General features: G+C 62.8%; 10 protein-coding genes and 1 pseudogene. 3 read left to right on the top strand and 8 right to left on the bottom strand.

Features of this window, described 5'->3' with window-relative positions; all coding sequences use genetic code 11:
* Nucleotides 1-109: 109 nt before the first annotated feature.
* Entirely contained in the window at nucleotides 110-5,722 is a 5,613-nt protein-coding gene (locus J3P84_RS14795; protein WP_434623929.1) for a putative Ig domain-containing protein, read from the bottom strand.
* A gap of 360 nt (nucleotides 5,723-6,082) precedes the next feature.
* Nucleotides 6,083-8,740 carry an excinuclease ABC subunit A gene (locus tag J3P84_RS14790; RefSeq protein ID WP_434623927.1) on the bottom strand — a complete coding sequence of 886 codons (2,658 nt, stop codon included), beginning with the start codon at nucleotides 8,738-8,740 and terminating at the stop codon, nucleotides 6,083-6,085.
* Nucleotides 8,741-9,391: 651 nt separating this feature from the next.
* Between J3P84_RS14790 and J3P84_RS14785 the strand changes: the two are divergent.
* Both J3P84_RS14785 and J3P84_RS14780 read left to right on the top strand, forming a co-directional pair.
* Nucleotides 9,392-9,838 (top strand): annotated as a pseudogene (locus tag J3P84_RS14785) (MCP four helix bundle domain-containing protein); the annotation flags it as partial.
* A 15-nt stretch (nucleotides 9,839-9,853) separates the two neighbouring features.
* Entirely contained in the window at nucleotides 9,854-11,014 is a 1,161-nt protein-coding gene (locus J3P84_RS14780) for a methyl-accepting chemotaxis protein (protein ID WP_434631326.1), read from the top strand.
* Between the two features lie 179 nt (nucleotides 11,015-11,193).
* On the opposite strand, the gene J3P84_RS14775 is transcribed toward J3P84_RS14780, so the two are convergent.
* The 3 genes from J3P84_RS14775 to J3P84_RS14765 form a co-directional block, all read right to left on the bottom strand.
* On the bottom strand, nucleotides 11,194-12,933 hold the full coding sequence (locus tag J3P84_RS14775; RefSeq protein ID WP_434623925.1) for a dipeptidase: 1,740 nt from the start codon (nucleotides 12,931-12,933) through the stop codon (nucleotides 11,194-11,196).
* 347 nt (nucleotides 12,934-13,280) lie between these two features.
* Nucleotides 13,281-15,284: a peptidase U32 family protein gene (locus J3P84_RS14770; protein ID WP_434623923.1), complete on the bottom strand. Its 2,004-nt coding sequence runs from the start codon at nucleotides 15,282-15,284 to the stop codon at nucleotides 13,281-13,283.
* 104 nt (nucleotides 15,285-15,388) lie between these two features.
* On the bottom strand, nucleotides 15,389-16,957 hold the full coding sequence (locus J3P84_RS14765; protein WP_434623921.1) for a sensor domain-containing diguanylate cyclase: 1,569 nt from the start codon (nucleotides 16,955-16,957) through the stop codon (nucleotides 15,389-15,391).
* A gap of 128 nt (nucleotides 16,958-17,085) precedes the next feature.
* On the opposite strand from J3P84_RS14765, the gene J3P84_RS14760 reads away from it, so the two are divergent.
* Nucleotides 17,086-17,544: a metallophosphoesterase family protein gene (locus J3P84_RS14760; protein ID WP_434623919.1), complete on the top strand. Its 459-nt coding sequence runs from the start codon at nucleotides 17,086-17,088 to the stop codon at nucleotides 17,542-17,544.
* A 10-nt stretch (nucleotides 17,545-17,554) separates the two neighbouring features.
* On the opposite strand, the gene J3P84_RS14755 is transcribed toward J3P84_RS14760, so the two are convergent.
* From J3P84_RS14755 to J3P84_RS14745, 3 genes are all read right to left on the bottom strand, one after another.
* Nucleotides 17,555-18,457 (bottom strand): sugar phosphate isomerase/epimerase family protein, encoded by a 903-nt coding sequence (locus J3P84_RS14755; protein ID WP_434623917.1) that lies wholly within the window; start codon nucleotides 18,455-18,457, stop codon nucleotides 17,555-17,557.
* Nucleotides 18,458-18,661: 204 nt separating this feature from the next.
* The gene (locus tag J3P84_RS14750) at nucleotides 18,662-19,831 is read right to left on the bottom strand and encodes a Gfo/Idh/MocA family protein (protein WP_434623915.1); all 1,170 of its coding nucleotides are present in this window, start codon (nucleotides 19,829-19,831) and stop codon (nucleotides 18,662-18,664) included.
* Nucleotides 19,832-19,851: 20 nt separating this feature from the next.
* Nucleotides 19,852-20,775: a TIM barrel protein gene (locus J3P84_RS14745; protein WP_434623912.1), complete on the bottom strand. Its 924-nt coding sequence runs from the start codon at nucleotides 20,773-20,775 to the stop codon at nucleotides 19,852-19,854.
* Nucleotides 20,776-20,781: the final 6 nt, after the last annotated feature.

The following is a 20,781-nucleotide window of genomic DNA, read 5'->3' as shown; positions in this document are numbered from 1 at the left end:
GGCACTGCCCTGGGCCCCGATGCTTCCTGCCCACAGGGTTTGCTTCATCAGTGCTGTTGTGGCGAGGGAGCTTGCTCCCGCTGGGCTGCGCAGCAGCCCCCTCGTTCACTCAGGCGGTGAAGTCGCTGGCGTGCAGCTCCTTGACGCCCACCAGTTCGAACTCGAACTCGGCGGTGGCGTCGGCATTGACGCTGCCGTAGAGGATGCCATCGACAAAACGCAGTTGGCCGGTGGCGTTGCTGGCGTCGAAGGCGTTGCTGCCGATGAAGGTAAAGGCATCGATGCTGGCGGTCAGCGGGTTGGCGTCCAGGCCGGTGAAGTCCAGTTTATCCAGCTCAGCCGTCTTGAAGCCGTTGATCACATCCCGCGCGGCGCCGACGCCCATGTCCGACAGCGCAGTAAACGCGTAGGTATCCGCGCCAGTGCCGCCGGTGAGGTTATCAGCGCCGGCGCCGCCGATCAGCCGGTCATCGCCCGAGCCGCCCACCAGCGTGTCATTGCCGGCACCGCCGTTGAGGATGTTTCCGGCACTGTTGCCCGACAGCGTGTCGGCGTAGGCACTGCCCGTCAGGTTCTCGATGAACTTCAGCGTGTCGAGCCCGGAACCCACCGTGTTCTGCTGCGCGGACGTCGACAGGTTCACGGTCACCCCGGCCAGGGCCCGGTCGTAGGAGGCAGTGTCGTTGCCATCGCGTCCGTCCAGGACGTTGTCGCCCACGCCGGCGAACAGCGTGTTGTTCAGTGCATTACCGATCCCGTTGGCGGCCCCGGCGCTGTCGACGTACAGATTCTCCACGTTGTTGCCCAAGGTGTAGGTAGCGAGGCTGCTGTGGACGCCGTCGATGCCGCCGGACACTGGGTTGCTGCTGGTCTCGATCACGGTATCGCTGGCGTTGTCGACGTAGTAGGTGTCGTTGCCGTCGCCGCCGCTCATGCTGTCCGCTCCCACCGCGCCATTGAGCACGTTGTTGGCGGCGTTACCGGTGATGAAGTTGCGCCGTTCGTTACCGGTGCCGTCGATGTCCGACACGCCGGTCAGCACCAGGTTTTCCAGGTTGGCGCCCAGGGTCCAACTGACCGAGGCCTGTACCGTATCGATCTGCGAAGTCGAGGTATTGGTTTCCACCACGCTGTCGAACGCGTTGTCGACGACGTAGATGTCGTTACCATCGCCGCCGGTCAACGAGTCGGCACCCAGGTCACCGTCCAGTATGTCGTTGCCGGAACTGCCTACCAGGGTGTCGGCCTGGTCGGTGCCGGAAATCTTCCCGCCCTCGTTCTGCGCGCCGTCGAAAATGTCCTGCACACTGTTGTTGTCGTTGGGGTTGCCCTGGAAGCCAAGGTCATTGGCGATGTAGTCCGCCAGGCGCTGGCCGACGATTTCCGCCGACTCCTCGTGCAGGTGCCAGACATCGTCGGGATACACCAACGGATCGACTTCATAACGCAAGGGCAGGTCGTTGTAGTCCACCGCCAGTTTCACATCGGCGCGCTCGGCGGCGATGGCTTCCTGGACGGCGCGGACGTAGCCCACACCCTCGACGATGGAAGCAATCTTTTCCTCCGAGTAACCACGGGCACGCGCGGCGTCCTGCTCGTAGTGACCGGTTTCCATCAGGTACACGTTGAAATTGCCGAGTTGGGCGTGCAGGTAATCGAAAACCTTCAGCGTCGACGCCTTGTAGGCCGCCGCAGCCGCTGCCTTGTCGGTGGAGCGGGCGATCTCCTGGGCGGCTTCCTCGCCCTGGCCCCAGATGATACCCATGGTCACGTTGTCGATGGCCTTGAGTTCGGTGAGCTGGTCGCGCAACAAGGTCACGGCGCGCAGCAATGCCGGCCCGGGTTGGTTGGTGTCGGTCAGCCACCAGCACAACTTCAGCTCCTCGGCGCCGAGGGTCGACAAGCCGTTGACCGTGCTGCCACCCACTGCGATGTCGATGCCGTTGCCGTCGGCGTCGCTGAACTGACTGCGCACGTCATAGGTGGTGTACTTGTTCAGGTCATTGACCAGCATCGAGGTGCCGGACTGATCGTCATCCTCGCTCATGCGCAGCAGGCGTGCGTTGGATTGGCCGAGCGTCGGCAGATAGAGGATGTCTTGCTGGGCGCGTTCGCCGAAGACGAAATCACTGGCGGTCAGGGTGTTGAGGTAGTTGCCGTTCAGGGCGATCTCGAAACGGTTGCCATCGGCATCAGCCTGGCTGGACTTGACATACGTCTTGTCGCCGGCCGCATTCAACGTCATGTAGAGCGTGCCGTTGCTGCCGTCGCCGAGGCCGAGGAAACCCAGCCCGGAGACGTCGATCTTGTCGACGCCGACGGTGAAGTCATAGATCGTGTCCGTGGCCGTGACGCCACCGGTGTCGTAGTCCCGGTAGCTGTCGGACAGGTTGCTGTAGCGGAACGTGTCGGCGCCGGCGTCACCATACAGCGAGTCCCTTCCGGCGCCACCGTCGATGATGTCGGCACCGGTCCCAGCCTTGATGGTGTCGTTGCCACCCAGGCCGAGGATCAGGTCGGCGCCTGCCGTACCGTTGAGGCTTTCGGCATTGGCCGTGCCGGTGATGGTGTTGGCGGGCGCATCGGCGACCACCAGGGCAAAGCTGTCGCTGACCGATGCGCCGGACGGATCGGTGGCCTTGACCAGCACGTCGTAGTTGCCGGACGCAGTGCTGGTGGGCGTGCCGCTGAAAGTCAGCGTGCTGGCGTTGAAGCTCAGCCACGAGGGCAGGGCGCTGCCATTGGCCAGGGTCGCGGTGTAGGTCAGCACGTCCTGGTTGGCGTCGCTGAAGCTGTTGTTGGCCACCGTGTAGCTGAACGGCGTGCTTTCGCTGGCGTTCTGGTCGAGTAGCGGAGTGACTACCACCGGCGCCACGTTGGTCGGGGTGTTCTGGTCGGCAAAGACAAAGTGATTGGCGGTCAGGCTGCTGACGAAATTTCCCGCCAGGGAGATTTCAAAGCGGTTGCCGTTGGCATCGACCGTGAGGTCCTTCAGGTACGTGCGGTTGGTTGACGAGCTGTAACTGACTTGCAGCGTGCCGTTGAGCCCGTTGCCCAGACCGGTGTAGCCCAGCGCCGCGACATCGATCTTGTCGGCGGCCACGTCGAAATCGAGGATCTGGTCACTGGCGCTGGTGGAACCGGTGCGGTAGCTGTCGAGCTTGGAGGTGTAGCGAAACACATCGGCGCCCGTGCCGCCGGTGAGTTTGTCCACGCCCGTGCCGCCCACCAGGATGTCGTTGCCCGCTGCGCCATTGAGGGTGTCGTTGCCCGCGCCACCGAAAATCTGTTCGTTGGCGACGGTGCCGGTCAGCGTGTCGTTGTTTGGCGTGCCGTTGATCACCACCGAGCCGGGCACGTCCTGCACCGCCAGGGTAAAGCTGTCACTGACGGTGGCGTTGCTGCCGTCGGTCGCGGTGACCTGGATCGAGTAAGTGCCCGATGCCGTGTCGGGTGGCGTGCCGCTGAAGGTGCGGGTGGCGGCGTCGAACGTCAGCCAGCTGGGCAGGGCGCTACCATCGGCCAGCTTGGCGGTGTAGCTGAGGCTGTCATTGTCCGGATCGGTGAAACTGGTGGCCGGCACCACGTAGCTGAAGGGCGTCTTTTCGCTGGCGTTCTGGTCCAGCAATGGCGTGGCTAGCACCGGTGCCTGGTTGGTCGGCGATGTTGTCGCGAAGACGAAGTTGGCGCTGGTCAGGGTGTTGAGGTAATTGCCGTCCAGTGCCACTTCGAAGCGGTTGCCGTTGGCATCGGCCTCCAGGGATTTGATGTAGGTCTTGGTGCCGGCGCTGTTGAGCACCAGGTAGACGGTATTGTTCTTGCCGTCGCCCAGGCCGGTGAAGCCCATGGCGGAGAGGTCGATCTTGTCGGCAGCGATGTTGAAGTCGGTGATCAAATCGCCCAGGTTGGCGCCACCGGTGTTGTAGTTGCGGTAGCTGTCCAGCCGGTTGGCGAACACGAAGGTGTCCGCCCCGGCGCCGCCCGTGAGGGTGTCCATGCCGGCGCCGCCGTCGAGCTTGTCGTCGCCCGCGCCACCGCTGAGGCTGTCGTTGCCGGCCAGGCCGAGCAAGGTATCGGCGGTGTCGCTGCCCAACAAAGAGTCGCTGCCGGTGGTGCCGGTGATGACCCGATTGAAGATGAAGTTGCTCGCCGTCAGGGTGCTCGCCAGGTTGCCCGAGAGAATCAGTTCGAAGCGATTGCCGCTGGCATCGGCGTCGTAGTCCTTGATGTAGGTGCGGTCGCTGCTGGCGTTGTAGCTGACTTGCAGGGTGCCGCCACGGCCATTGCCCAGGCCGGTGAAGCCGAGGCCGGCAAGATCGATCTTGTCCTGGGTCACGTCGAAATCGGTGATGGTGTCGTCGAAGCTCGCCGTTGCATTGCGATAGCTGTCGGACTGGCTGGTGAAGCGGAATGTGTCGGCGCCCGTGCCGCCAGTGAGTTTGTCGACGCCCGCGCCGCCCACCAGGATATCGCTCCCGGCCGCGCCATTGATGGTGTCGTTGCCGGCCGCACCGTAGAAAATTTCGCTGGCGGCGGTGCCCGTGAGGACGTCGTTGCCCGCCGTGCCTTGCACGGTGGTCATCGGCACGGTGGCGCTGACATAGCTGCCATCGCCATAGACCAGCGTGGCGCCCTTGCTGGTGTGGCTGATGGTGTTGGCGATGATCGCGTTGCGATCGGTGCCGTCTTCGTTGCGCTCGGCGACGCCGTAGGTGGACAGGTTGCTGCCGCTGATGACGTTGCCCTGGATCAGGTTGTCGCTGCCGTTGAAGTACTTGCCGGACACACCGAGGGTGTCGTCGTAGGACTGGATGATGATTTCCGGCACCGCGCCGCCCAACGAGTTGTTGTTGAGGGTGTTGTCGATGACCTCGACATGGTTGCTGCCGTAGATGCGGATCCCGGCGCTGGCGTTGTCATGGATATCCACGCCGGTGACGGTCACGTCGCTGGACAGCTTGACCAGCACGCCTTCGGCGCCGTTGCCGTAGACCTCGCCACCGGTGATGGTGATGTTGCTGGGAGAGGGGATATCTTCGCTGCCGCGCTGCACGACGATGCCGTTGCCGCCGTTGTTGTAGGCGACGTTGTTGGTCATGGTGAAATCGTGGGTGCTGGTGACGACGTTGAAACCGTGGCGGTCGTTGTCGTAGGCAATATTGTTTTCGAAGGTGCTGTCGCTGAGGAAGTCGGCGACGAAGCCATCCAGGCCGTTGCCGTGGGACACACTGTTCTTGATGACCATGTTGACGGTCTGCTCATGCGGGTCGAAGCCGTACCCGGAGCAGTCCTTGATCTCGACGCTGTCGAGGGTGACGTTGGAGTCGTAGCCTTCCTCGCCGGGAATATAACCGTTGAACCAGCCATCCACCTTGCCGGTGGTGGCGTCGCGGTTACCGTCGATGGTGAGGTTGCTGACGCCGAAGTCGTGGGTTTCCTCGCCATAGGCCGAGCGGATGATGCCGGTGATCTTGGTGTCCGATCCGTCGGCCAGCTTGACCGTGGTGTCGCCCATGCCGTCGCCGTACAGGTAGACGTTGCTTTTGAGCATCAGGCAGCCATCGGAGGGTTCCTCGCCTCCCGAAACGATGTAGGTGCCGGTGGGCATGTACACCTGGCCACCGCCCGCGGCCGCTGCCGCATCGATCGCGCTTTGAATGGCCGCCGTGTCGTCGGTGACGCCATCTCCTTTGGCGCCAAAATCTTGTACGTTGAAAATCATGGACTTATCTCCGTATCAGGCTAAAAACCTAAGTGACTGCCAATATTCCATCGGCGACCACCGTGTTATGACCCAGCGGAGCGAAAAAGTTGTGACCGCATATCGGCGAAGTGTCAAAAAACTGATAAACGGTTGTGCGGATTGTCGATGTGTAACGTTTCATTGACGCTTTTTGGTGCGAACGCTGTTCCGTGTGGGAGCGAGCCTGCTCGCGAAAACGCTATTCCAGGCCCTTCGATGCAAGCTGACACACCGCTTTCGCGAGCAGGCTCGCTCCCACAGGGTGAATGCGGCTGAGGCGCTAGCTGCGCCATGTGAAGAGTGCTTTCGTGGCGAGGGAGCAAGCTCCCTCGCCACGGTTCATCGTGCGGGTTGCAAAGCTCTTTTCAGGAACGGCGCGGTGCGGCTTTCGTCACAGTCTGCAACGACCTCTGGCGCACCGCACACCACCACGTTCCCGCCCTGTGTCCCGGCTCCCGGGCCGATGTCGATGACCCAGTCGCTCTGCGCCACCACGCGCATGTCGTGTTCCACCACAACCACCGTATGGCCTTCGTCCACAAGGCGATTCAACTGCACCAGCAGGCGATCCACGTCCTGGGGGTGCAGACCGTTGGTAGGCTCATCCAATACGTAAAGGGTCGCGCCCCGAGCCTTGCGTTGCAGCTCGGTCGCCAGCTTGATCCGCTGCGCCTCGCCGCCGGACAGCTCGGTGGCCGGTTGGCCAAGGCGCAGATAACCCAGGCCGATGTCTTGCAAGACTTGCAACGAGCGCCTGGCCGACGCTTGTTCGGCGAACACTTCTAGAGCCTGGTTCACCGTCAGTTGCAGCACTTGGGAAATGTCCAGCCCCTGCCAGGTCACCTCCAGGGTCTGCGGGTTGTAGCGGGCCCCATGACAGGTCGGGCAGGGCGCATAGACGCTGGGCATGAACAGCAGCTCGACGCTGACGAAGCCTTCGCCTTCACAGGTTTCACAACGACCCTTGGCGACGTTGAAGGAAAACCGTCCGGCATCGAATCCCAGCGCCTGCGCCTGTTCGGTGGCGGCGAACAGTTTGCGTACGTGATCGAACAGCCCCGTGTAGGTGGCGAGGTTGGAGCGCGGCGTGCGGCCGATGGGTTTCTGGTCGACTTGCACCAGTCGTTTGATTGCGTCGAGCCCGGCGCTGACCCGGCCGCCACTGGTTTGCACCGGTTCGTCTTCCAGGCTCTGCTCCTCGGCTTCCGCGTTGGGGCTGGCCTGGCCCAGATGGGCACCGACCAGGTCCAGCAGGGCCTGGCTGACCAGGCTGGACTTGCCTGACCCGGAAATGCCGGTCACCGCCGTGAAGCAACCGAGTGGAAACGCTGCGCTCAGGTTGTCGAGGTTGTTGCGGGTGATGCCTTCCAGGCGCAGCCAATCCTCAGGTTCACGGGGGATGCGCGCGGTGGCGCGGTCTTCGGCGAACAGGTAGGCGCGGGTCCGGGACTCGGGCACTTGACCGAGGCCATCGGGTGGTCCGCTGTAGAGGACCTTGCCGCCTTGCTCACCGGCGTCCGGGCCGACGTCGATCAGCCAGTCGGCGCGACGCATGGTGTCGAGGTCGTGTTCGACGACGAACACGGAATTGCCCGCGGCCTTCAGGCGTTGCAAGGCGCCGAACAGCGCCTCGCTGTCGGCCGGGTGCAGGCCGGCGGAAGGTTCGTCCAGGACATAGATGACCCCGAACAGCTGGGAATTGAGCTGGGTGGCCAGGCGCAGGCGCTGCAATTCGCCGGAGGACAGGGTCGGCGTGCTGCGCTCCAGGGCCAGGTAGCCAAGGCCCAGGTCAATCAGCGTGACGATCCGCTCCAACAATTCGGCGGCGATGCGTTGGGCCGCCAGGCGCTTCTCGAGGGACAGGTTCGGCGTGTGGCGCGCATCCGGTCCGCCGGCGTGCGGGTTGTCGCCGCGGGCGGCGCGTTGCTCGCGGGCCTCTCGGGTCTGGCTGTGGGTGAGCACGTCGCCCGGCTCTTCGGGTTGCTCCAGATAGTCGGGGGCCGCGACGGTCTTGAGCACTTCGGCCAGTTCCAGCAGCGCCAGGTTGGACAACTGCGCTATGTCCAGGCCCGCGAAGGTGACGGTCAATGCCTGACGCTTGAGGCGCTTGCCTTCGCACATCGGGCAGGGGCTGGCGCGCATGTATTGCGCCACGCGCTTGCGCATCTGCGCGCTTTGCGAATGCATGAAGGTGTGCAACAGATAGCGTCGGGCACCGCTGAAGGTGCCTTGATAGCTGGGTTCGAGCTTGCGCTTGAGCGCTTCGCGGGTCTGGGCTGGGGTCAGCCCTGCATATACCGGGACGGTGGGGGTCTCTTCGGTAAACAGAATCCAGTCGCGCTGCTTTTTCGGCAGGTCGCGCCAGGGAACGTCGACGTCATAACCCAAGGTCACCAGGATGTCGCGAAGGTTCTGGCCTTGCCAGGCCATGGGCCAGGCCGCCACGGCGCGCTCGCGGATGGTCAGCGACGGATCGGGCACCATGGACGCCTCGGTCACCTCATGGACCCGTCCCAGGCCATGGCACTCCGGGCAGGCGCCCTGCGGGGTGTTGGGCGAGAAGTCCTCGGCGTACAGCATCGGCTGGTCCGCCGGGTAGCTGCCGGCGCGGGAGTAGAGCATGCGGATCAGGCTCGACAGCGTGGTGACGCTGCCCACCGAGGAACGTGCGCTGGGCGTGCCGCGTTGCTGTTGCAAGGCAACCGCCGGCGGCAGGCCCTCGATGCTGTCCACGTCCGGCACGCCCACCTGGTCGATCAAACGCCGCGCGTATGGCGCGACCGACTCGAAATAGCGGCGCTGGGCTTCGGCATAAACCGTGGAGAAGGCCAGCGATGACTTGCCGGAACCCGACACGCCGGTGAACACCACCAGGGCATCGCGGGGGATGTCCACATCGACGTTCTTGAGGTTGTGTTCGCGGGCGCCACGCACCCGGACAAAACCGGTGCCTTCGGGCAAAGCCGCAGTTGAAGCAGGGGCGGAGCGTGGGGGCATCGGGCATTCCTTGTGTACGTCGGTGGTGCGCTTCGGGGCGTTGTGGCGTGGAGAGTGGACTGGATCACAGCGCTGACCATTATGCGACCGGGCGCGACGATTCTTGTGCAATAAAATTTACTCCGGGCGCGAGAGATGAGAGCTCTTGACCGCTTTCGTGGCGAGGGAGCTTGCTCCCGCTGGGCTGCGCAGCGGCCCCAAGGAGGCTTACCGCGATGAACCTGACACACCGAGAGCAGAGGTTTTGGGACTGCTTCGCAGCCCAGCGGGAGCAAGCTCCCTCGCCACGGGATTTTCGGAGGACGCAAATCGAGCGGTTGAGCCCACAGTATTCAATCGAGTTGTTTTCAGTTGCGTAATTGATCGCGGCTTACCAGCAGGTGGGCGTTTTCCGTAGGAAATCAGGTAATCAGCCTGAATTTCTCCCTGCGTGCGCTGCAAATCAGAAACGCCCTACAACATGAAACAGTCCATCCGCACTAGCATTTCCAGCAGTTTCTGAGCCCTCTATTCCACTCTTCATTTTCACCGGACCGGCACCAGCCGTGGATCCGGCGAGCGCAGGTTCTGCTGCCCGGGCATCTGCCTCAGGCTCAGTACCTGCGGGCCAGGATTCGTTGAACAGAGCCCCTGAAAGGAAATGTTTTGATAATGACCAGACTCACCATTGCCCAGCGAATCGTCATGGGTTTTTCCATTGCGCCCATCGCTTTGATCGCCGTGGCGTTGTACGCCTTGTACGACCTGCGGATATTGCGCGACCAGGCCGAAGTGGTCGCCCAGCGAGACTGGCCGAAAATCGCCCCGATCATGGCCATCGCCACGGGGGTGCGGGATAACGCCAGCCACATTCGCGAACTGTTGATCGACAGGAACGATCCCCTGGCCCAGACGTCCATCGACAACACGCGGCAACGCATCGACAAAGCGCTGGCAACGCTCGGGCCGTTGCTTGATCGAAGGCCCGAAGGCAAGGCGGCTTTAGCGGCCCTGAAAAAGAATGGCGAGGTCTACCAGGCCGCTTTTTCGCAAATGCAGGGCTTGATTCACCGGAACGTGCCCCATGAGGCGGTGCTGCAGCTGGAGCAATCCGTAACCCCGGCGGAGCAGGCGATGTACCAGAGCCTGGACGGACTGATGGCGATGCAGGACCGTCTTTTTGACGAGCGTGAGCGCGGGGCCCAGACACGCTACCAGGACGCGCAACTGCATTTGCTGATGATGGTGCTGGCGTGCCTGGCCCTGGTGGCGACGGTCGCGGTGCTGGTGACCCGCAGCGTTACCCGGCCACTGGGCGGTGAGCCCGGTGATGCGGCGCGGATGCTGGGCCATATCGCCCAAGGCGACCTGACCATCGAGGTGCCCGTGGGGGCGGGCTCGGGCGACAGCATGATGAGTAACATGCACGAGATGCAGCAGAGCCTCCACTCCATGGTCCGGCAGATCGCGACCTCGGTGGATCGGGTCGCCAGTTCCTCCGAGGAGCTGAGCGCCGTGAGCAGCCAGACCAGCAGTTCCTTGCAACTGCAGGGAATCGAGATCGAACAGGCGGCGGCAGCCGTGAACCAGATGACCGCCGCGGTGGATGATGTGGCGCGCAATGCCATGAGCACCAGCGAAGCATCGCGGATTTCCGAGCAGACTGCCCTGGATGGTCGTGAGCAGGTCCAGGAGACGGTAGCGTCCATTTCCGTGCTGGCCGACGGCGTGAGCGAAGCCGCGGAGCGTATTCAGCAACTGGCCGGGCGGGTCCAGGACATCAGTTCGGTGCTTGACGTGATCCGCAGCATCGCCGAGCAGACCAACCTGCTGGCCTTGAATGCCGCCATCGAAGCGGCCCGGGCAGGCGATGCCGGCCGCGGCTTCGCGGTCGTCGCCGATGAGGTAAGGGCGCTGGCCCACCGCACCCAGGAGTCAACCCGGGAAATCGAGGAAATGATCGGCACGATCCGCCGCGAAAGCGGGGACGCGGTAACCGCGATGCAAAGCAGCAGTGAACTGGTACAGGCGACGTTGCTAGTAGCCCGGCGCTCCGGCGAAGCCTTGGACGCGATTGCCTGCTCGATCTCGCAGATCAACGAGCGCAACCTGATGATTGCCAGTGCCACCGAACAACAGGCGCTGGTGGCCCGGGAGGTGGACCGCAACCTGGTCAGCATCCGCAACCTGTCCGAGCAGGTCTTGCAGGGAGCCCAGCATACCGATACGGCGGGGCAGGACCTGGCACACATGGCGGAGTCGCTGCATCAGACGGTGGCGCGGTTCAAGGTGTAGCCCAACGCGGCCACGCGAGCAGCTTTCTCCCTGCCGGGACCCACCGATCATCTGAAGGAATGAACAACTGTGGCGAGGGGATTTATCCCCGCTGGGCTGCGCAGCAGACCAGATATTTTTGCGGTCGCTACGCAACCGAACGGGGATAAATCCCCTCGCCACTATGGATCTCACCGGCCTCAGAGCTTCGGCAACTGCCCGATCCGCCCCATCATCTCGGTCACGACCTGCAGGTCCAGCAGGAACTGCTCAACGGTCTTGAACTCGTTATCGTTGTGCCCGGTGTACTTGACGTCGGGCATGGCCAGGCCGAACTGCACGCCGTTGGGCAGATCATGAACCGAGGTGGCGCCGGCAGACGTGCCGAACTTGTGTTCCATGCCGAGATTCTCGGTGGCAACGGCGAGCAGCGCCTTGACCCATTCACCTTCGGGATTGCGGTACATCGGCTCATCGATGGAGTTTTCGAAGGCCACGGCAACCTTGGATTTCTTCGCCCAGGCCGAAAGTCTGTCGTCAATTTCAGTCTTCAGCGCTTGCGTCGGCTTGCCCACGGGCACCCGCAGGTTGACCGCGAGCTTGAAGGCCTTGTCATCCATACCGACGTAGGTCAGCGAGGCGGTCAGCGGACCCATGAACGCGTCGGAAAAACCGATACCGAGTTTTTTCCCCAGGTAATCCAGACCCCAGTTGTCGGCGGCATAGCGCGCGGCGTCGGTGATGTGATTGTGCTTGAGTCCAACGGTGCCGTTCAGGCCATTGATGAATACCAGCATCCTGGCGACCGGGTTGACGCCTGACTCGGGCTCGGAGGAGTGTGCCGAAACGCCGGTGAAGGTCAGCTTGACTGTGTTATCGACGACCTCGCTGGCCACTTGAAAGTCGCCGCCATTGGCCTTGGCAAAGTCGGTGCCCGCCTTGACCAGGCTGGCAGCCAGCTCGGCGGGCTTGTCCGTGGTAAAGGTTGCCACAGAAGTCGACGGGATCTGGTTGGTCGCCATGCCGCCCGTCAACGCCGTGATCTCGGCACCTTGACCCTGTGCCGCCCGGCGCGGGAAATTCGCCATGACCGTGCCATAGCCTTTCTCGGCAATCACCACCGGGTAGCTGCCGTCCAGCGCCAGGTTGTAGTTCGGGGTCGGGTTACGCTCGAAGTAATAAGGAATGGCGTCGCCGGTGGTTTCCTCGGTGGTATCGACCAGCAGCTTGAAGTCGCGCGCCAGTGGCAGTTTTTCCTCCTTGATGATCTTCATGGCGTAGAGCGCCACGACGATGCCGTTCTTGTCGTCTTCGGTGCCGCGGCCATACATGCGATCACCCACCAGGGTGACCTTGAAGGGATCAAGCTTGGTGCCATCCTTGAGCACCCAGTTTTCCGGCGTGACCGGCACTACATCGGCATGGGCGTGAATGCCCACCACTTCGTCACCCGAGCCTTCGAGGGATATCTCGTAGACGCGGTTGTCGATGTTGCGAAAGTTCAGGTTGAAGGACTCGGCCAGGCTCTTGATCTTGTCGGCGATCTTGAGAAATTCAGGATTTTCATGCTGGGCAACGCCGTCCTTGCGATAGGTCGGGATTTCCACCAATTGGCGCAAGGTTTCGGTGGCGGCTTTGCCGTACTTTACCCGGGCGTAGATACCCAGCAGGCGATGAATTTCGTTCTGCTGTTCCGCCGACAGGGTCTTGTTGCCCTGGAAGGCGCTGATGGCCGGGCCGAGGTTGGCGGTTTTTGCAACTTCGCTATTGGCGACGCTTGCGAGGAACTGGCGGAAATCGTTGACCGAGCTATCAGTGAAATTTTTGACCAGGGTCGCGCTCTGTTGCGCGGAAATGTTGGCGTAGGCCGACATCGAGAAAGACGACAGGCTGGACAGGACGAGGGTGGCGATAGCGAGACGCTTGAACGGGAAGTTCATGGTGGGAGGCATTCCTTTGCAGGGAAAAAGTGACGGTATGAAACAATCACTTACAACCTAGCATCATGAATGCGCGACAGGGGAGCCCTTTGAACAGAATCTGTCGCCCGACAAAGCGAAAACGGCGCAGAAATGAAAATCCCCAGTGGGAGCGAGCGATGAGGCCCGCACATTCAACATTCCTGCAAGCTGACTCACCGCTTTCGCGAGCAGGCTCGCTCCCACAGGGTGGACTGCCGCCCAAAGGTTGGACACCAACCAGGGGGCAGTCCGGGAGAAGCTCAAGCTACTGTGGGAGCGAGCCTGCTCGCGAAGAGGACAGCACAGTCAATCGAGATCCATCTGACTCAATGCGCTCCACGCGGGATCGTCTTGAGCAAGTCCTCCGGACTGATATGACCGACCACCGGCTGCGCCGTGCTACCGGGCAACGGCAGGTCAAGGATGTGCCCCTTGATCTTGCCCACCACATGCATCTCGCAGGGTTTGCAGTCGAACTTCAGCGTCAGCACTTCATCACCATGGATCAACTGCATCGGCGCAACCTTGGTGCGTACGCCGGTGACGCCCTTGGCCTGCTTGGGGCAAAGGTTGAAGGAAAACCGCAGGCAGTGCTTGGTGATCATCACCGGGACTTCGCCGGTTTCCTCATGGGCTTCGAACGCCGCGTCGATCAGCTTGACCCCGTGGCGGTGGTAGAAGTCCCGGGCCTTCTGGTTGTAGACGTTGGCCAGGAATGACAAATGCGACTCCGGGTATACCGGCGGCGGCGTGGTCTCGGCCTTGCGTCCGCCCCGTGGGTGCGCCGCGACACGCGCTACGGTCAAAGCTTCGATGACTTCGCGGCGCAACGCCTTGAGCTGGGAGTTGGGAATGAAATAAGCCTGGGGCGCATCCAGTTTGATCGATGTGGCGTGGTATTCGGTGGTGCCCAACTGGCCGAGCAGGTCTTGCAACTGCTCCAGGGCCTGCTCCGGTTTGTTCGCCAGGCCGAAGGGACCGTCCAGGGCGACGCTGGCGCTGATGCCTTCTTCGCTGGTGGCGGTCAACTCCAGGCGTTCCTCGCTCAGGCGAGCGACCCAGGCCAGGCCGACGCGACGCTCGGCGGAGGTCTTGAGCAGGGCTTGCTGCCAGTTGTGATCGAGGTTGCGGCTCAGCGCATGGTTGGGGCGCAACTGATACAGGCCGGCCGGCATCTCGTTGGGTTCGACGCGGTAGCGGTAGCGCTGCTTGCCGTCCTCGTCGAGGAATTCGCCCTTGGGTTCGGCGATGTTGGCCCGGAAGCCGACCACTTCGCGTTTGACCAGCACGTTGAGGCCGTCACCGTTGGACAGCGGATCAAAGGTCACCACTTGCAGGTCGCGCTTGCCGACTTTTTCCACCACGCCCACCGGCACGCCGGTGAACGTCGGGGAGTCGAAGGCGCCGATGTCGATCTTGCGCTCGCTGACGAAGTAGTCGGTGCTGCCACGGTGGAAGGTCTTGTCCGGGTCCGGCACGAAGAAATGCGCGGTGCGGCCGCTGGAGGCGCGGGCCAGGTCCGGGCGGTCTTCGAGGACATCATCGAGGCGCTGGCGATAGTAGGCGGTGATGTTCTTCACATAACCCATGTCCTTGTAGCGACCTTCGATCTTGAACGAGCGCACGCCCGCTTCGACCAGGGCGCGGATGTTCGCGCTCTGGTTGTTGTCCTTCATCGACAGCAGGTGTTTTTCATAGGCGACAACCCGGCCCTGGTCATCCTTGAGGGTGTAGGGCAGGCGGCAGGCCTGGGAGCAATCGCCACGGTTGGCGCTGCGCCCGTTCTGGGCATGGGAAATGTTGCACTGGCCGGAAAACGCCACGCACAGCGCGCCGTGAATGAAGAACTCGATGGCCGCATCGGTCTCGTCGGCAATGGCGCGGATTTCCTGCAGGTTCAGCTCGCGGGCCAATACCAGCTGCGAGAAACCGGCCTGGTCGAGAAACTTTGCCCGGGCCAGGGTGCGGATGTCGGTCTGGGTGCTGGCGTGCAGCTCGATCGGCGGAATGTCCAGCTCCATGACGCCCAGGTCCTGGACGATCAGCGCATCGACGCCGGCGTCGTAGAGCTGATGGATCAACTGGCGGGCCGGCTCCAGCTCGTTGTCGTGCAGGATCGTGTTGATCGTGGTGAACACCCGGGCGTGGTAGCGATGGGCGAACTCCACCAGCCCGGCGATATCGCTCACCTCGTTGCAGGCGTTGTGACGCGCGCCGAAACTCGGGCCACCGATGTACACGGCATCGGCGCCATGCAGAATGGCCTCGCGGGCGATGGTTACGTCGCGGGCGGGGCTGAGCAATTCCAGATGATGTTTAGGCAAGGACATGTTTTTTTAGTCAGGCTGGTCACGGTCGAAGCGCGCATTGTAGCCGCCAGGCGCCGGATCGGCACCTGTGCAGGCCAGTGTTGGCTGAAATCAACGATATGCGGTCAGGCCTGGGAGGCGCCGGCGCTGCACCAGCGGTTTCGCCCGGTGTTCTTCGCCAGGTACAGGAAGGCGTCGGCGGCCTTGATCAGCATCGCAGGGCTGACGTCCTCGCTGCTCGGCTGGCAGGTGGTGATGCCGGCACTGATCGTCACGATCCCCAGCGGGTGGTCGCCGTGCTCAATGTTCAAGGCCCTGACGGATTCAAGGATTTGCTGCGCCACTTTGGCCGCACCTGCGCTGTCCGTGTTCGGTAGCAGCACGGTGAATTCTTCACCGCCGTAGCGGACGGCCAGGTCTCCCGGTCGCTTGATGGTCTGTCCGATCGCGCCGGCAATCGCCCGCAGGCAATCGTCGCCAGCGGCATGGCCGTATTTGTCGTTGTAGCGTTTGAAGTAATCGACGTCGAGCATGATCAGGGCCAGGGACGAGCCTTGGCGCTTGGCCAGGCGCAGCTCGTCGGCCAAGGCAATGTCCAGCCGCCGGCGATTGCCCAGCCCGGTCAGGCTGTCGGTCAACGCCATGTCGCGCATGGCCTGGTGGGCGCTGCGAATCTGCGTTTCCATGGTCATGCGGTAGCGCAACTGGCTCAGGACGATGAGCCCGAAGCCGACCAGAATCGCGATCAGGAATACCAGTACCAGGCCGGTCTTGAGCAGGTCACGACGCCACGGGGCAATGATCGATTCCCGCGACAGGCCGGCTTCCACCACCAGCGGGTAGGTGGTCAGGGCCCGGTAGCCATACAGACGCTCGGTGTCGTCGACGACGGCCCTGGCTTCGGCGACGCCCTGGTTGGAAGTCGGCAGATGCTCCCGGAAGATCACGCTGTTGACGAGGCTCTTGCCGATCACCGCCGCGACGAAAGGCCGGCGGACCAGGATCGTACCGCTGCGCTTGGCCAGGACCAGCGCGCCTTTGCCGTCGATCTTGAAGTCGCCGTAGTAGTCGACGAAATAACTGACCTTGACCGTCCCGAGCATCACCCCGGCGAACGAGCCATCGGGGTTGTTCAAGCGGCGGGAGATGGGGATGATCAGGTCGTTGGTGGATCGGCTCTTGACCACATCGCCAATACGTACGCCTCGATCCTCGTGGGTGCGGTGGTACTGGAAGTAGTCGCGGTCGGCGTTGTTCGCCATTTCCGGAATCACTTCCTTGTCCGTCACCAGCCATTGGCCGTCCGGGCCGTAGATGAACAGTCCGTGCAACTGCGGCATGATCGCGGCCTGCTGCACCAGCAGCCGATGAATGCGCGGGATGTCCATGTTCTGCAGGCCGTCGCCTTCCACGCGTTCGCCGAGGGCGGCAGTGACCACGTCCACTTGTCGGATGGTGTCTTCGGCGTGTTGGGCCGTCGCCCGCGCCAGGTTCGTCACCGAATCGCGGGCAGACGCAAAAGCCGCCCGATAGTCTCGCCAGGTGCGCCAGCCTTCGACCGCCAGGAAAGCCACGATCACCACGAGCATGAAACTCACGGTCAGCCGAAATGCAGCCCCGGCCCGCACAGCTTGCGGGGAAAAGGCTTGATCGGGGCTTTCAATCCTGGGCTCCGGCCGTTTGCGTCCGAGCATTGATATATCCTTCTACACGACAGGGCTTGGCGCTTCAGCGCGCAGCCTATCCTATTCGATTTCAGCACGTTAGCTAACTGCGACGAGGCAGCTAAAGCTGACGACACACCGTAGGGGAGGAAGGTTTCATGAAAGTGGGCGTGATTTCAGATACCCATGGCCTGCTGCGCCCCGAAGCAATGGCCGCGCTGCAAGGCTGCGAGCGGATTATTCATGCCGGTGATATCGGCAGCCCGGAGATCCTCGAGACGTTGGCCGCCATTGGCGAGCTGCACGTAGTGCGGGGCAACAACGACCTCGGCGCCGATTGGGCAGGGGATATCGCCGACAGCCTGCGATTCGAAATCGGCGGGTGGCAGGTGCTGTTGGTCCACGACATTGCCGATGTGCCGGCGCTGCTCGATGCCGATGTGAGGCTGGTGATCACCGGCCATTCGCATAAACCCTTGATCGAATGGCGCGGCGAGCGGCTTTACCTCAACCCTGGCAGCGCCGGCCGGCGGCGGTTCAAGCTGCCGGTGACGCTGGCATTGCTGGACGTAAGCGGACAGGCGATCAAGCCGCGTATCGTGCCGTTGCTCGCCTGACCGGCACGGACTACTTGAAGTACTTGTCCACGTACGCCTGGATTTCCTGGCGCATGAATCGCCCCGAGTCATCCGCGCGTTCTTCCCAGCCGAACACGCACGCTGTGACGATGCCATCGAAGCCGGTCTTGGCCAACTCGCCGAAAAACAGGTCCCAGTCGATCTCGCCCTGGTGCATGTCCATGTGCTGGTGCACGGTCACTTTCGCCCCGGGCGGGTTGACGATGTAGCGCAGCCCCGACGAAGCCTTGTGATTGTAGGTATCAGCGATGTGGACATGGGCGATCATCGATCCGGCTTCGGCGATCATGGCTTTCATGTCGTCGCCGAAATAGAACGTGTGCGGCGTGCAATAGAGGAACTTGACGTTGTTCGAGCCGAGGGTCTTGAGCATGTCCAGGGCCGGATGCAGCGTCTCGCACCAATCTTCCGGATGAGGCTCGACGTTCAATGTAACCCCCTCCGATTCCAGGATCGGCACCAATTCTTCCATGGAGCGCCACCAGGCCGCTTCGCTGGACTCATGGCTGTGTACGCCGCCGCAACAACTGACCTTGTGCCCGCGATCCGGCGACGGTCCGCGCCCGAACTCCGAGTTCATCGTCGTGCACCCCATCTCCACGGCGACCTGGATCGCTTCCTTCCAGTAGTTCACTGCGGCCCGGCGCTCATCCTCGTGAGGGCTGGCCCAGCGGTACATCGGCAGCAGCGAAGCCAGTTGCAGATCATGGTCGCGCAAGGCTTTCTTGAATTCGGCGATGCGTTCCTTGTGGGCGCGTGGGCGGACCCACCACGGCAGGAAGTCTTCCCGGGGCGACAGTTCAAGGTATTCGAAGCCGAGCTCGGCGGTCTTGCGGCACAGGTCCGGCAGGCTCAGGTGACGGTGCATGTAGGGATCGAGGGCGATTTTCATTGTTGTTCTCCTTGAGATAAAACCGGTTGCCCGTGGCGAGGGAGCTTGCTGTGGCGAGGGGATTTATCCCCGCTGGGGCGCGAAGCGGCCCCGACATACCGTAGTTAAATCTCGCAGCAGCAGATCATTTGGGACTGCTTCGCAGTCCAGCGGGGATAAATCCCCTCGCCACAGGTGTTAACTTTTCTCCAGCTCAAACAAGGGTTAATAGGCAACCCAGGCTGAATCCTGGTTGGCTGATTCCACGCAGCGTTCGACCCAGCGCACGCCGTCCACGCCGGCGTCGATGCCGGGGTAGCGCAGGGCGGCGAGCGCCTCGGCGTCGCCACGGTCGGCGGCATCCATGGCCAGGGCGAACCGCCGATAAAGGTTCGACCAGGCCTCGAACAATCCTTCGGGATGGCCGCCGCCGATACGGTCATCCAGCAGGGCATCGGGGTGCAGGTAGCCCATGCCGCGCTCCAGGGTTTGCACGGGTTGGCCCTGGACTTCGAAGCTGAGCTGGTTGGGGCGCTCATCCCACCATTCCAGGCTTGCCCGCGAGCCGATCACGCGAATCTTCTGGCCGTGCATGGAACCGGCATTGACCGCGCTTGACCAGACCATGCCCATGGCGCCGCCTTCGTATTCCATCAAGGTGTAGGCGTTGTCTTCCAGCGGCGCGCGGCTGGCGACAAAGCTTTGCCGGCTGCACATCAGGCGCTTGATCCTGAGCTCGGGCAGCATCACTTTCGCCAGGTACAGCGGATGAGTGCCGACATCCCCCAGCACATAGCTGGGCCCGGCCTGGCGCGGGTCGACGCGCCACTGGGTCGCCGGGTTCTGCGCCTCCACCGGTGCGCTGTGAAAACCGTGGGCGAACTGCATGTGCACCATGCGAATCTCACCCAGTTCCTGTGCGGCGATCAGCGCCCGGGCCTGTTCGATCAACTGGTGCCCGGCGTAGCCATAGGTGAGGCCGACGATGCGTCCTCTGGATCGCGCCAGGGTTCGCAACGCTTCGGCTTCTTCCAGGGTAAAGCACAGCGGTTTCTCGCAGACCACATGCAAACCGGCTTCAAGCGCGGCGCGGGTGATGGCGTAATGCGTGCCGTTGGGCGTGGCGATCGATACCGCCTGGATGCCATCGGGCCGTTGCGCCTCAAGTTCGAACAGGCTCAGGTAGTCGGCGTAGCAGCGCGTGGGGTCGATGCCCAACTGTTCGCCAAAGGCCCGGCCACGGTCGGGGTCGATGTCCAGCGCGGCGGCAACCAGCTCGAAGTGGCGATCACGCAGGGCGGCCGAGCGGTGGATGTAGCCGATCTGGCTGTGCTCGCCGCCGCCGACCATGGCCCAGCGGATAGGCCGTGCAAGGGTTTTGCTGCCGTTGATCATGAGAGAAGTCCTCGTGCGGGTCAGAAGCCGATGTTGGCGAGATAGGCGCGACTGGCTGCCACGTCGTCCAGGCTGGCCGCGGCGTCGCGCGGGTCGCGTTCCTGTTCGACGGTGATGCAGCCGTGGTAACCCAGCTCTTGCACCAGGCTGTGCAACGCCGGGTAATCGATGACGCCACGCCCGATGGGGCACATCACGCCACGGGCGCAGGCGGCAAAAAAACGGATGTGTTCGTTCAGCACCTGATCGAAAACCGTCGGGTCGATATCCTTGAAGTGCAGGTAGTCCAGGCGATGGGCGTAGGTGCGCAGCGATGCAACCGGGTCCATGCCGGCGTAATAGAGATGGCCGGTGTCCAGGCACAGGCCGGCGACCTCGTGGGGGATGTCATCCACCAGGCGCGCCAGTTCATCGGCAAATTCGATATGGCCGCCAGCGTGAGGATGGATGACGGCACGGATGCCGTAGGTGTGCCAGGCGACCTCGGCGATGGCGCGAATGTGCGTCATCATTGCGCTCCAGCGGGCACCGTCCAGGCGGGGCGCGCGGTCCGAGTGGCCGGCGGCGTAGTCGCGCGCGTCGTGGCCCCAATCGATGATCACCAGGTAGGGACCGGCAAAGCGCTGGCCCGCTTGCTGCTTCATCGGCGGCAATTGTTTGAGCAGCGTGCAGATGCCATGGGTCTGGCGCAGCAGTTCGGGCAGGTTGGCCGGGCTCACCAGGTCATCGAAAATCGTTCCCGCGACCACTTGCAGGTCAGTCTTGGACAAGGCTGGTTCGAGGATGCCGGCGTCCAGCGGCAGAAATCCGTAGGGCCCAAGCTCGATACCGCGATAACCGGCCTTGGCGGCCTCGTCGAGCACGCGTTGCCATGGCGGCAGAAACGGGTTGTTGACGTCGTCGACGCCCCAGCAGCAAGGCGCGGTGCAGATGTGGATCGTCATGGAGCA

The sequence above is a fragment of the Pseudomonas sp. Z1-29 genome (assembly GCF_051131995.1).
Lineage (GTDB): Bacteria > Pseudomonadota > Gammaproteobacteria > Pseudomonadales > Pseudomonadaceae > Aquipseudomonas.
Note: the sequence above shows the minus strand (reverse complement) of the source record. Positions and strands in the feature narration are given on the sequence as shown.